The 12707-nt window shown below is 70.3% G+C and carries 10 protein-coding genes; 7 read left to right on the plus strand and 3 right to left on the minus strand.

The annotated features are described in order from the left end of the window. The first annotated feature begins 131 nt into the window (after positions 1-131). The gene (gene lpdA / locus M3U25_RS07200; RefSeq protein ID WP_242160439.1) at positions 132-1568 is read left to right on the plus strand and encodes a dihydrolipoyl dehydrogenase; all 1437 of its coding nucleotides are present in this window, start codon (positions 132-134) and stop codon (positions 1566-1568) included. Between the two features lie 143 nt (positions 1569-1711). Next, positions 1712-2305: a TIGR00730 family Rossman fold protein gene (locus M3U25_RS07205; RefSeq protein ID WP_160946040.1), complete on the plus strand. Its 594-nt coding sequence runs from the start codon at positions 1712-1714 to the stop codon at positions 2303-2305. A gap of 432 nt (positions 2306-2737) precedes the next feature. On the opposite strand, the gene M3U25_RS07210 is transcribed toward M3U25_RS07205, so the two are convergent. Further along, positions 2738-5623, minus strand: a complete 2886-nt coding sequence (locus M3U25_RS07210; RefSeq protein WP_355496869.1) for an EAL domain-containing protein — start codon at positions 5621-5623, stop codon at positions 2738-2740. Positions 5624-5839: 216 nt separating this feature from the next. Between M3U25_RS07210 and M3U25_RS07215 the strand changes: the two genes are divergently transcribed. From M3U25_RS07215 to M3U25_RS07235, 5 genes are all read left to right on the plus strand, one after another. Next, a complete protein-coding gene (locus tag M3U25_RS07215) occupies positions 5840-6394 on the plus strand; it encodes an RNA polymerase sigma factor (RefSeq protein ID WP_355496867.1) in 555 nt (184 codons plus the stop codon). Continuing rightward, the gene (locus tag M3U25_RS07220) at positions 6391-7497 is read left to right on the plus strand and encodes a hypothetical protein (RefSeq protein WP_355496864.1); all 1107 of its coding nucleotides are present in this window, start codon (positions 6391-6393) and stop codon (positions 7495-7497) included. The genes M3U25_RS07215 and M3U25_RS07220 overlap by 4 nt, the downstream gene beginning before the upstream one ends. Before the next feature lie 61 nt (positions 7498-7558). Further along, complete coding sequence (locus M3U25_RS07225) at positions 7559-8152, plus strand: YigZ family protein (protein WP_355496862.1); 594 nt, start codon at positions 7559-7561, stop codon at positions 8150-8152. Beyond that, positions 8149-9915 (plus strand): ABC transporter transmembrane domain-containing protein, encoded by a 1767-nt coding sequence (locus M3U25_RS07230; RefSeq protein WP_355496859.1) that lies wholly within the window; start codon positions 8149-8151, stop codon positions 9913-9915. Before M3U25_RS07225 ends, M3U25_RS07230 begins: the two co-directional genes overlap by 4 nt. 118 nt (positions 9916-10033) lie before the next feature. Further along, the gene (locus M3U25_RS07235) at positions 10034-10246 is read left to right on the plus strand and encodes a hypothetical protein (RefSeq protein WP_010344257.1); all 213 of its coding nucleotides are present in this window, start codon (positions 10034-10036) and stop codon (positions 10244-10246) included. A gap of 323 nt (positions 10247-10569) precedes the next feature. On the opposite strand, the gene M3U25_RS07240 is transcribed toward M3U25_RS07235, so the two are convergent. Continuing rightward, positions 10570-11682, minus strand: a complete 1113-nt coding sequence (locus M3U25_RS07240) for a prephenate dehydrogenase (protein WP_355496855.1) — start codon at positions 11680-11682, stop codon at positions 10570-10572. Further along, positions 11679-12605 carry a pyridoxal kinase gene (pdxY, locus tag M3U25_RS07245; RefSeq protein WP_355496852.1) on the minus strand — a complete coding sequence of 309 codons (927 nt, stop codon included), beginning with the start codon at positions 12603-12605 and terminating at the stop codon, positions 11679-11681. Before pdxY ends, M3U25_RS07240 begins: the two co-directional genes overlap by 4 nt. Positions 12606-12707 lie beyond the last annotated feature (102 nt).

The raw sequence follows: 12707 nt of genomic DNA on the forward strand, positions 1-12707 counted from the left end.
TGGAGAAACGGGAATGGGACCAGCGCCCATCCGCCGCTCCATTCCCGCCTGGACCTGGATGGGACACGGCAGGCGCATGCGCTTTTGCCATTCCCCATTCCCCATTCCCTATTCCCGTGTGAGCAAATGAAATGAGCGAACAGTTCGACGTCGTCGTCATCGGTGCCGGTCCTGCCGGCTATCACGCGGCCATCCGCGCCGCCCAGCTGGGCCTGAAGACCGCGTGCATCGACGCGGCGCTGGGCAAGGACGGCAAGCCGGCGCTCGGCGGCACTTGCCTGCGCGTGGGCTGCATCCCGTCCAAGGCGCTGCTGGATTCCTCGCGCCAGTTCTGGAACATGGGCCACCTGTTCGGCGAGCACGGCATCAGCTTCAAGGATGCCAAGATCGACGTCGCCGCGATGGTCGGGCGCAAGGACAAGATCGTCAAGCAGTTCACCGGCGGCATCGCGATGCTGTTCAAGGCGAACAAGATCACCCCGTACTATGGCTTCGGCGAACTGCAGCCGGGCAACGTGGTCAAGGTCAAGCAGCACGACGGCAGCGAAGTCGAGCTGAAGGGCACCAACGTGATCCTGGCCGCCGGCTCGGATTCGATCGAACTGCCGTTCGCCAAGTTCGACGGCGAGACCATCGTCGACAACGTCGGCGCGCTGGACTTCACCGAAGTGCCGAAGCGTCTTGCGGTGATCGGCGCCGGCGTGATCGGCCTGGAACTGGGCAGCGTGTGGAAGCGCCTGGGCGCCGAGGTCACCATCCTCGAAGCGCTGCCGGACTTCCTGGCCCTGGCCGATGCCGAAGTGGCCAAGACCGCCCTGAAGGAATTCAAGAAGCAGGGCCTGGACATCAAGCTCGGCGCCAAGGTCTCCAAGACCGAGGTCACCGGCAAGGGCAAGAAGCAGGAAGTCGTCGTCACCTATAGCGATGGCGAAGGCGAGAAGACCCTCAACGTGGACAAGCTGCTGGTGGCCGTCGGCCGCCGCGCCGCCACCAAGGGCCTGCTGGCCGAAGGCACAGGGGTCAAGGTCAACGAACGCGGCCAGATCGAGGTCGATGCGCACTGCCACACCGGCGTGGACGGCGTGTGGGCGATCGGCGACTGCGTGCGCGGGCCGATGCTGGCGCACAAGGGCTTCGAGGAAGGCATCGCGGTCGCCGAACTGATCGCCGGCCTGCCCGGCCACGTCAACTTCGACACCATCCCGTGGGTCATCTACACCGAGCCGGAAATCGCCTGGGTCGGCAAGACCGAGCAGCAGCTCAAGGCCGAGGGCGTGCCGTACAAGGCCGGCAGCTTCCCGTTCGCGGCGATCGGCCGTGCGGTGGCGATGGGCGAGCCGGCGGGCTTCGTCAAGGTCATCGCCCACGCCGAGACCGACCGCGTGCTGGGCATGCACCTGGTCGGCGTCGGCGTCTCCGAACTGGTCCACGAAGGCGTGCTGACCATGGAGTTCAACGGCTCCGCCGACGACCTGGCGCGCATCTGCCACGCCCACCCCACCCTGTCCGAAGCGATCCACGACGCGGCCATGGCGGTGAGCAAGCGGGCGATCCACAAGGCTAACTGAGGCCGGGAAACGGGAATGGAGAATCGGGAATAGCAAGCGCACTCCCTGCACTTCACTCCCACGCATAACGCCGGACTCAGGTCCGGCGTTATGCGTTTCGGCTTTTGATTTTCCCATTCCCTAATCTCGACTTCCCATTCCCGATGAAAAGCATCTGCGTCTACTGCGGCTCCAACGCCGGCAACAAGCCCGCCTACGTCGAGCGCGCCACCGCGCTGGGCACGCGCATCGCCGAGCAGGGGCTGCGCCTGGTCTATGGCGGCGGCAATGTCGGCCTGATGGGCACCGTGGCCAATGCGGTGCTCGCCGCCGGCGGCGAGGTCACCGGCGTGATTCCCAAGCAACTGGCCGACTGGGAAGTGGCGCACCGCGGCCTCACCGAACTGGAGATCGTCGGCTCGATGCATGAGCGCAAGTCGCGCATGTTCGACCTCTCCGACGCCTTCGTCGCCCTGCCCGGCGGCTTCGGCACCATGGAAGAGATCTTCGAGATGCTGACCTGGCGCCAGCTCGGCATCGGCAACAAGCCCTGCGCCTTCCTCGACGTGGAGGGCTTCTACGCGCCGCTGATCGGCATGATCGATCGCATGGTCGAGGAGCGCTTCCTGCACCCGGACCAGCGCGCCGACCTGTGGTACGGCAGCGACATCGAGACGATGCTGGGCTGGATGCGGGACTATACGCCGGCGCAGGCGTCGAAGTGGATTGATGAAAAGCGGCGCAATGCATTGCGTTGAGACGGCAAACGCGCGGTGAGTTCATGGCGCGTGGCGACGCGTTACAGCATCCGGCGCCTCACTGCCACTGCGGCGCGGATTGATGAAAAGCGGCGCAATGCATTGCGTTGAGACGGCAAACGCGCGGTGAGTTCATGGCGCGTGGCGACCGCTTCGGTCACCGCACACCACGACAGGAAGTGTCTTGTAGGAGCGGCTTCAGCCGCGACGGGCGTTCCCGGTAACGCCCTGTCGCAGCTGAAGCCGCTCCTACGGGACAAGCGCATCTGGATTGCGTATGGCGGGAGCAGGTGCCCTCCAGTCGCTCCAGCATGTGGGAATGACTGAGGTACCGACCGACCGGGATCGCCGCAACGCGCCGCGCCGAGACGAAACTCATTGCCTCGGCAGCAAGCGCCACCCGCACGGCGACGCGCTCCGCATGCGATCGCCTCAGAGCTGTTGCGGCGCGGCGGCCGGGCGCCCCAGCAGATAGCCCTGCCCGTAATCGCAGCCCAGTTCGCGCAGGGTCGCCAGTTGCTGCTCGGTCTCGATGCCTTCGCCCACCGTCTCGATGCCCAACGTACTGGCCAGGGCGAGGATGCCGCGCACCAGCGCGTGGCTGCCGGTGCCACCCTCGTCCTGCAGGCCGGCGACGAAGCTCTGGTCGATCTTCAGCACCGAGATCGGGAAGCGATGCAGGTAGGACAGCGCCGAGAACCCGGTGCCGAAGTCGTCCAGTTGCGCCAGCACGCCGCGCTCGCGCAGCGCCTGCAGGATGGCCAGGGTGCGCGGCGCGTCGTCGAGCAGCGCCACTTCGGTGATCTCCACCCGCAGGCGGCGCGGATCGGCGCCGGCAGTGTCGATCAGCCCGAACAGCCGCTCGGTGAAATCCGGCGAGCGGAAGTGCCGCGGCGAGACGTTGACCGAGACGTAGCCGCCCTCGTTCCGCGCCAGGCGCCGGATCACCTGCGCGTACAGCAGCCAGTCCACCTGCTCGATCAGGCCGCTCTCTTCGCCCAGGTCGATGAACTGGCTCGGCACCAGCAGCCCGCGGCTCTCGTGGCGCCAGCGCAACAGCGCCTCGTGGCCGATCACCTCGCCGTCGCGCAGCCGCACGATCGGCTGGTAGAACGGCTCGAAGTCGCGGTTGTTGATCGCACGGCGCAGGTCCGCCTCCAGATCCAGGCTGCGCAACGCCGCCTCGCGCATGGCCTCGTCGAACACCACGCAGCGGTCCTGGGTCTGCGCCTTGGCCCGGTACATGGCCGCATCGGCGTCGCGCAGCATCTCCTCGCCGTTGTGGTAGCGCGGATGCCAGGCGGCGATGCCCAGGCTGCCGGACGGGAACAGTTCGCGGCCGGCCACCCACATTGGCTGGCCGAGCACGTGCAGCAGGCGCCGTGCCAGCTCGCGCGCGCCGTCCAGGCCATGCTCGGATGGCGTCAGCACCGCGAACTCGTCGCCCCCCAGGCGCGCCACCACGTCCTGGCCGCGGATCGTGGAGACGATGCGCTTGGCCACCTGCACCAGCATCTCGTCGCCGGCGGCGTGGCCGATGCTGTCGTTGACCAGCTTGAACCGGTCCAGGTCCAGGAACAGCACGGCGAAGGTCCTGCCGCCGCCGCGCGCGCGCGAGATCGCCTCGCTGAGCCGGTCCAGCAGATGCGAGCGGTTCGGCAACCCGGTCAGTGCATCGTGCAGCGCCTGATGGGTCAGGCGCTGCTCGGCGCGCCAGCGTTCGGCGATCTGCGCCAGCAGCTGCTCGTTGACCTCGGCCAGCTCGCGGGTGCGCTCGTCCACGCGCTGCTCCAGCTCCGCGTGCGCCAGCCGCAGCCGTTCCTGCGCGCGCTGCCGCGCCAGGCCGCTGCCGACGTTGTGCGCGACGAAGGTGAGCAGGCGCTGGTCGTGCTCGGTGAAACGCACCTTGGCGACGTAGCTCTGCACCACGATCGCGCCGATCACCTCACCCTCGTCGAACAGCGGCGCGCCCAGCCAGCTGTAGGGGCGCTGGCCGTACTCCTGCACCTCGCCCTGCGCCAGCAAGGCGTCGATGTCGGACAGTTCGAGCAGCTGCGGGCGCCGCACCCGCATCACATATTCGGTCAGTCCGCGGCCACGGCGCCGTTGCGGCCGGTAAGGGGTGAACTCGTCCACCGAATACACGAATTCCAGCATCGTGTCGTCATCGGACAGCAGGGCGATGTACAGATTGCGTGCGTCGATCAGCCCGCCGACGATGGCATGCACCTCGGTGTAGAACTGTTGCAGGCTCTCCGAGCGGATCGCCAGCTCGGCGATGCGGAACAGCGCCAGTTGCAGCATCTCGGCGCGCTTGCGCTCCTGGATCTCGTCCTGCAGGTCGCAGTTGGCGCGCTGCAGCTCCTGGGTGCGCAGGTCCACCCGCCGCTCCAGCTGCACCTGCGCATGACGCCGGTCCATCGCGGTCTGCACGTGCTGCGCCACGTAGGCCAGCAGCGCGCGGTCGGCATCGGTGTAGCGCAGCGCGTAGTCGTAGTTCTGCACCACGATGGCGCCGCACACGCGGCCCTCGCGCAGCATCGGCACGCCCAGCCAGTCGCGGCTTTCCGGGCCGTGGCCGACGTTGTCGCCCACCTTCAGGCGCTCGCGCACCTGCTCCGACGGCCCGCGCACCGCACGGCCGTGGCGCAGCAAGGCGAAGGTGAGGCTATGCGGCATGTCGTGCAGGAAGTAGGTCCGCTCCGGATCGGCGACGAAGTCGTCGTGGCGATCGGAGAAGTACAGGAAGCGCATGCTCTGCTGGTCTTCGTCGTACTCGACGATGTAGCAGTTCTCCGCGTACATCAGCGATTCCAGCACGGCGTGCACGCGCTGCAGCATCTGGCTCATTTCCAGATCGGCGCCGGCCAGGTCGGCGATCTCGTACAGCGCCTGCTGCAGCTGCTTGGATTTTTCCAGGCCCTCGATGCGTGCGCGCATGCGCTCGGTGTCGAGCAGGTTCAGGCCGAAGGCGACCGCGGCGTCGCACCAGGCCACGCGTTGCGCGGCGTCCAGGGGCTGCGCCACTTCCGCGCCGATCGCCACGCAGGCGCCTTCGGCGGTGCGGTGCACGTGCAGCAGCGCCGGCACCGTCGACGGCAACGGCGCGGTACCGGCCAGCGCCTCGGCGACCAGCGCCTGCAGCCACGCCGGCGCCTGTGCGCTGGCGCCCTGCAGGCGCCCGACCACGCCGTCGCCGCAGCCGATCGCCACGGCGCTGCCGGGCGGCAGCAGGCCGCACAGGGCCTGCGCCGCGCGCGCGGGGGCATGGCCGCCGGATGGGTCTTCGCGGACCGTGGTGGACGTATTGAACAGCATCGACGACAACTCCTGCAGGGCCCCCCGGAACTGCTCCACGCTCGCCCTTCACATCAGCATACCCGTTGCATGCGTCGATCGACGCCCGCTCGACCCCGAAGTGGCGAGATACGCGTTTGTCTACACATGTTGTCCGAACTTCCGCCATCGCCGCCCGCGTCCCGCCCCCCGCCTCCCGACTATGCGCAGGCCCGGGGAACGCTTAGGCTTGCCGCCGTGGACGCCCCGGTCGAAGCGAGCGACGAAGCCCTGATGCTGGCCTACGCGGCCGGCGACGCGCGCGCGTTCGAGACCTTGTACCTGCGCCACCGCGGCCGCCTGTACCAGTACCTGCTGCGACAGCTGCGCGACCGGGCACTGGCCGAAGAACTGTTCCAGGACGTGTGGCAGCGGGTCATCGCCGCGCGCCTGGACTGGCAGCCGCAGGCCGCATTCACCACCTGGCTGCTGCGCATTACCCACAATCGGCTCGGCGACCATTGGCGCGCGGCCAAGCATCGTCCGCCGGCACCGGCCGACGCCGACCTGCGCACCGCCCGCGTGCAGGACCCCGACACCCCGGAGCGGCAGTTGTCCGCCTTCGAACAACGGCGCCAGCTGCAACTGGCCCTGGATGCGCTTCCCGAGGAGCAACGCGACGTGCTGCTGCTGCGCCTGGAGCAGGAATTGAGCCTGGACGAGATCGGGCAGATCACCGGCGTCGGCCGCGAAACGGTCAAGTCGCGGCTGCGCTATGCGATGGACAAACTGCGCGCGAGGCTGGGCGGATGAGCGCCGACGAACCGCTGACCCCGGAAGAGCGCGCGCTCGCCGAACGCCTGCGCCAGGGCCGGCAGGCGCTGCCGCCGCCGGCGCTGGATGCGGCGATCCTAGCCGCCGCGCGCGCAGCGGTCGCGCCGGGTGCCACCGAGATCGCGGACTACCCCAGCAGCGCCGCGGAGCGGGCGCGGGCGCAAGCCGCCACGTCGCTGCCGGTGCCGCCACCCGCGCCTGCCGGAAAGGCGACGGCCCACGCCCCCGCAGCGCGCCCCGCTCCAGCCGCGTCGCGACCGCGCTGGCCGACCTGGCTCGGCCTGGCTGCCTCGCTGGTGCTGGTGGCCGGCATCGCCTGGCGCGCACGCCCACCGGTGCCCTCCGCACCGGCATCCGCACCGGCGGTGGTGCCTGCCCCGGCAGTCGCTCCTGCTCCCGACGCATCGCCGGCCCCTTCTTCCGCGGAGCCGGCGCAGGCGGCCGCCGCACCGGCAACCTCCGAGACCGCAACGCCCGCGCCTGCGGCTTCGGCGCGCATGGCAGCGCAGGCGCCTGCCGCGCCGCTGGCGGAGCGTACGCCGGAGGCACAGGCGCACAAGCCGGCGCCCGCAAAGCGCCTGCCCCCTCCCGCGTCACCGACGCTGATGGCGCCCGCCGCGCCGCCGGCCCCGCCACCGCCACCGCCGCCCATGGTGGCCGACAGCAACGCGCCCGCCGCCGAGCAGCAGGCCGCACCGGCCGCGATGGCCTTGCGCGCGCCAGCGCGCGCGGCGACGACGCAGGACGCCTTGCCGCGCAGCGCCCCCACCGACCACGCCCGCCAGGCCACGTTGGCGGCCTCCACCCACGCGCAGGCCGCCGCGACCGAGTCGTCGGAGGCGCTCTCGCTACGTCCTTCGACGTCGACCGCCGATCCGGCCACCGCGTCGCCGCAGGCCGGCGCCTTGGCTGCCGCGGCGGAGGCCGACGCGCAATTGCCCCCGCGGCGCTGGCTGCAGCGGATCCGCGAGCGCCGCGACAGCGGCGACCTGGACGCCGCCCGCGCCAGCCTGCTGCGCTTCCAGCGCACACACCCGCACCGCGCGGTGCCCGCAGACCTGCGCACGCTGCTGCACGACTGAGCCGCGCGATGCCGGCGCCTGCGCAGCGGGCCGGGGGCGCGCCTCGTCTACAATGCCGCCGATGCCCGATACGCTCCCGCACCCCGTCAGCCACAGCGTGGAGATCAAGCACAGCCGCTTCGTGGCCCACGCTGCGCCGATCGCCGACGCCGGCGCGGCACTGGCGTTCCTGCAGCAGGTCGCGGTGGCCGACGCCACCCATAATTGCTGGGCGTATCGCCATGGCGACGAATACCGGTCCAGCGACGACGGCGAACCTGCCGGCACCGCCGGCCGCCCGATCCTGGCGGCGATCGACGGCCAGGGCTTCGACCGCGTGGTGGTGGTGGTCACGCGCTGGTACGGCGGCATCAAGCTCGGCGCCGGCGGCCTGGTCCGCGCCTACGGCGGCAGCGCCGCCGAATGCCTGCGCCTGGCGCCACGGCAACCGCTGCTGGCCTTGAGCCTGCTGACCCTGCACTGTGGCTTCGACGACCTGGGCGCGGTGCATGCCGCGCTGAGCGCCTGTGCCGCGGAGAAACTCGATGAACGCTTCGATGCCGGCGGCGCCGAACTGCAACTGCGCCTGCCCCGCGATCGCGTCGACGCCTTGAAAACCTGCCTGCGCGACGCCACTCGCAATCGGGTCCGCTGTTCGGAACCCGCCCCCGCATGAACACCCCGCCGGCCGACCAGGCCAAGTCGCTGCGCAGACTCGGCAGCCTGCGCACCCTGTGGCCGTTCGTGCGTCGCCGTCGCGGCCTGCTGATCGCCTGGCTGGTGGCGCTGGCGATCTCCTCCAGCGCCACGTTGAGCCTGCCGGTGGCGGTGCGGCAGATGATCGACCACGGTTTCAGCGACAGCAGCCGCATCAACCAGTCCTTCGCCCTGCTGTTCGCGGTCGCGCTGGTGCTGGCGGTGGCCACCGCCACGCGCTTCTACTTCGTGTCCCTGCTCGGCGAGAAAGTCGTCGCCGACCTGCGCGAACGCCTGTACACGCACCTGATCGGCCTGCATGCCGGCTTCCACGACCGCAACCGCAGCGGCGAACTGGTCTCGCGCCTGTCCGCCGACAGCGAACTGCTGCGCGGGGTCATCGGCAGCACCATGTCGGTGGCGCTGCGCAGCACGGTCACCGCGATCGGCAGCGTGGTGATGCTGTGCGTGACCAGCCCGCACCTGGCCGCCTACACCCTGCTCGGCATCCCGCTGGCGGTGCTGCCGATCGTGCTCGGCGCGCGCCGCCTGCAGAAGATCTCGCGCGCCAGCCAGGACCGCGTCGCCGACGCCAATACCCTGGCCGCCGAGACCCTGGGCGCGGTGCGCACGGTGCAGGCATATGCGCGCGAAGGCTACGAACGCGGCCGCTTCGGCGAGGCGCTGGCGCAGACCGTGGCGGTGGCGCGGCGCCGGGTCGGCGCGCAGGCGCTGATTACCGCCGCGGCCATCGTGCTGATCTTCGGGGCCATCGTGCTGGTGCTGTGGTTCGGCGCGCACGAGGTCGCCGCGGGCGAACTCAGCGCCGGCGCGCTCGGCCAGTTCGTGCTGTACGCGATGTTCGGCGGCGGCTCGGTCGCCTCGCTGGCCGAGGTCTGGAACGATCTGCAGCGCGCGGCCGGCGGCATGGGCCGCATCGCCGAACTGTTCCAGGAACGTCCCGAGGTGGTCGCGCCGGCGCAGCCGCGTGCGTTGCCGCAGCCGCTGCGCGGCGAGGTGCGTTTCGACAACGTCAGCTTCCGCTACCCGCAGCGCCCCGATCACCCGGCGCTGGACGGCTTCGACCTGCACGTGCGGCCTGGCGAGAGCGTGGCCCTGGTCGGTCCCTCCGGCGCCGGCAAGAGCACGGTGCTGGCGCTGCTGATGCGCTTCCACGATCCGCACTCCGGCAGCGTGCAGGTGGACGGCCTGGACCTGCGCACGCTCGACCCGTCGCAGCTGCGCTCAGCGATCGGACTGGTGCCGCAGCACCCCACCCTGTTCGCCGCCAGCGCCGCCGACAACATCCGCTACGGCCGGCTCGAGGCCAGCGAGGCCGAGGTCGAGGCCGCGGCGCGCGCGGCCGAAGCCGACGCGTTCCTGCGGCAGTTGCCCGACGGCTACGCCAGCGAACTGGGCGAGCGCGGCGCGCGCCTGTCCGGCGGCCAGCAGCAGCGCATCGCCATCGCCCGCGCCGTGCTCAAGGACGCGCCGATCCTGCTGCTGGACGAGGCCACCAGCGCCCTGGACGCGCAGAGCGAAAACGCCGTGCAGCAGGCGCTGGAGCGGCTGATGGCCGGGCGCACCACCCTGGTGATCGCGCACCGCCTGGCCACCGTACTCAAGGCCGACCGCATCGTGGTGATGGACCACGGTCGCATCGTCGCCCAGGGCACCCACGCCGAGCTGCTGGCGCAGGGCGGGCTGTACGCCGAACTCGCTCGCCTGCAGTTCATCGACTGAGCACGCCGCGCTAACGACCGCGGGACTACGGTCGATCCGCGTCTGCCGCGGTCCGCGCATGTCGCGGCCGCCGTGCCGGCGTCCCGCATTCGATGCAGCGTTCGACAGGAGGCTCCCGATGTCCTTTCGCCAATTGCCTGCCCTCGGTCCCGACGGCGAGGCCTATCTGATCACCGAGTTCCAGGACGATGCGCCGCGCCAGCAGCAGGCGCAGCACGATCCGCACGCGGACAGCGGATTGCGCTACGAACTGGCCGACGGCCGCAAGCTGATCCGCCGCGGCCAGCAGTTCGTCACCACCGGCGGCGAGTTGACCTTGACCGCGGTCTAGCGCCACGGCGATGGATCGTCGCTGTGCCCTGTCATCGCCACTGGCGTTCGGGGCACTGGCGGCGCACTGGTGAATTTTTCACCACACCTCTTAACAGGCTTGCCACGCAAGGCGCGCCAACGGTTATCCACATGTTTGTGCAGCGGCCATCCACATGCGCTGTGGATGAATTGCGGTGGTTGTCCGTCGGGTGATCCCGTGGGTTTAAGGCTGTGCGGTCGCGGCTGAAGCCGCTCCTACACGGGTCTCTATGCCTTGGTAGGAGCGGCTTCAGCCGCGACCACGAACCCGAGAAACCGCGCAATCGGTAAGCGCCGCGCCACTCAACCCGCAAGCACCCGCCCGATCCCGCTGGCATCGATGTCCGCCGCCGCTGCACGCACCGCTGCAACATCGCTGGCCGGATCGAAGCCGAGCCGGAAATGCAGCTCGCCCGCCTGCGTGCGCGAGGAATGGATCGAGGCCAGGTTGACGCCGTGGCGCTCGAACACGTGTAGCAGCGCGCGCAGCGAGCCGGCGCGGTCTTCCGGCAGATACACGCTGAGCGTGGACTGCTCGGTCAGATCGGCCAGCAGGTAACCCACCCGCTCGTAGCTGTAGTTGCCCTGCGCGATCGCCGCCTCGCCCAGCGCCTGCCGGTTGGCGTCGAGGAACTCGGCGCGGAACTGCGCGCGCGCCGCATCGTCGCCACGGCCGACCTGCGCACGCAGCCGCGACAATTGCACGATCAGTCCTTCCAGCACGTCGCCGACATGCGGATTGCCGAACTGGATGTCTTCGTAGATGGCCGGATTCAAGGCCAGGATGCGCGCGATGATCGCGGTGTCCAGCTCGAACGAGGCCGAGCGGTACGGCAGCAGGGCCTGCAGCGGCCCCAGCGCCGGCGCATGCTCGCGCAGCACCCCGGCCTGGGCCAGATGGGTGGCGTGGACCATCGCCTGCACCAGGGCCATCACCCGGTCGTGGTGCTCGGGCGTGGTGCGCACGCACTCGCCTTCCAGCGCCGCGTACAGCTGTTGCAGCCAGGGCTGCCACTGCGCCACCCGCGCTTCGCACACCACCAGCACGCGGCCTTTGAGCGTCGGCGACTTCGGCGGCGCGGTCATCGGGTGCAGGCCGGCCACCTCCGCCTGCGAGGCCAGCATCGCCGCCACCGGCTCGGCCTTGACCGAGGTGACGTCCAGCCACAACTGGCCGCGCTCGCGCCCGCCGGCATTCTGCACGTATTCGCCGATCAACGCCGGCGTGTGCCGGATCGGGGCGGAGAAGATCAGCACCTGCGCCTGTTGCAGCAGCGCCTCCGGCGCCAGCGACTGCGGGTCGGCCGGATCGTGGCCGATCACCTGCAGTTGCATGCGCTCGCGGAAGAAGCGGCTCAGCCAGCGGCCATAGGCGCCGGCGCTGCCGACGATGCCGACGACCGGGCGCAGGCTCACGCCAGGCGCTCGGCGACGAAGCGCAGCGGCGTGGCCAGCGCGGCCGGCGCCGCCGCCAGCACGTCCAGTTCTTCCACGTCCGCGGCCAGGGTCGCCTCCAGCGCCGCATGCACGCCAGCGATGGCGCGGCCGATCGCCGCCTCGAAGCTGTCGCCGCGCAGCAGGAAGGCCACCAGCAGCGCCATCAGTACATCGCCGGTGCCGGCCACGTCCACCGGCAGCAATGGCGAGCACCAGCGGTAGACCGCCTCGCGGCTCACCGCCAGCGTCACCAGTTGCCCGGCATCACCACTGACACTATGCGCGAGCACCCACTCCGGGCCGCGCGCCAGCAACATGCGCGCGGCGGCGATCGCCTCGTCCTGGGCCAGCGCCGGCATGCCGGTCAGGCGGCCGAGTTCGAAGGCGTTCGGCGTCACCAGCCACGCGTGCGGCAACAGGCGCTCGGCGAAGATCGTTTCCAGGCCCGGTTCCACGTAAGGGCCGGTGTGCGTATCGCCGATCACCGGGTCCAGGCAGTAGCGCAGCGTGGGGCACTGCGGCAGCGTGGCGTCGAGCCAGTCGGCGAAGGCGGCGCCGTTGCCGACGCTGCCGAAGTAGCCGGACACCAGCATGCGCGCACGTTGCGGCAGGCCGCGTTCGCTGGCGCCGAGCAGCAGGTCGGCGAACCAGTCCGAGGGCAGCACCTTGCCGCGCAGCGTGGCGTAGAACGGCGCATTGCTCAGCAGCGTGGTCGGGATCTCGGCCACGCGCAGGCCCAACGCGCGCATCGGCGGTACCGCCGCACTGTTGCCGGCGTGGCCGTAGACGAGCTGCGACTGCACGGAGATGACGTCGACCGGCACCGGCCCGTCGGGCCGTTGGCGACGGCCATGGATCAGATGACTGGCGGCGGCGGAACTCTTTGCGGAAGCGTCGTTCATCGCCGTAGTGTAGCGCCGGCACACGGGCGCTCGGGATGCGCGCATGCCGGCGTGTTGCAAGGCTTTAAGCAACAACGGCCTCAGCTGCGGCGCTCCGACGCG

This window comes from Xanthomonas sp. PPL134 (assembly GCF_040595915.1).
Classification (GTDB): Bacteria; Pseudomonadota; Gammaproteobacteria; order Xanthomonadales; family Xanthomonadaceae; genus Xanthomonas_A; species Xanthomonas_A indica.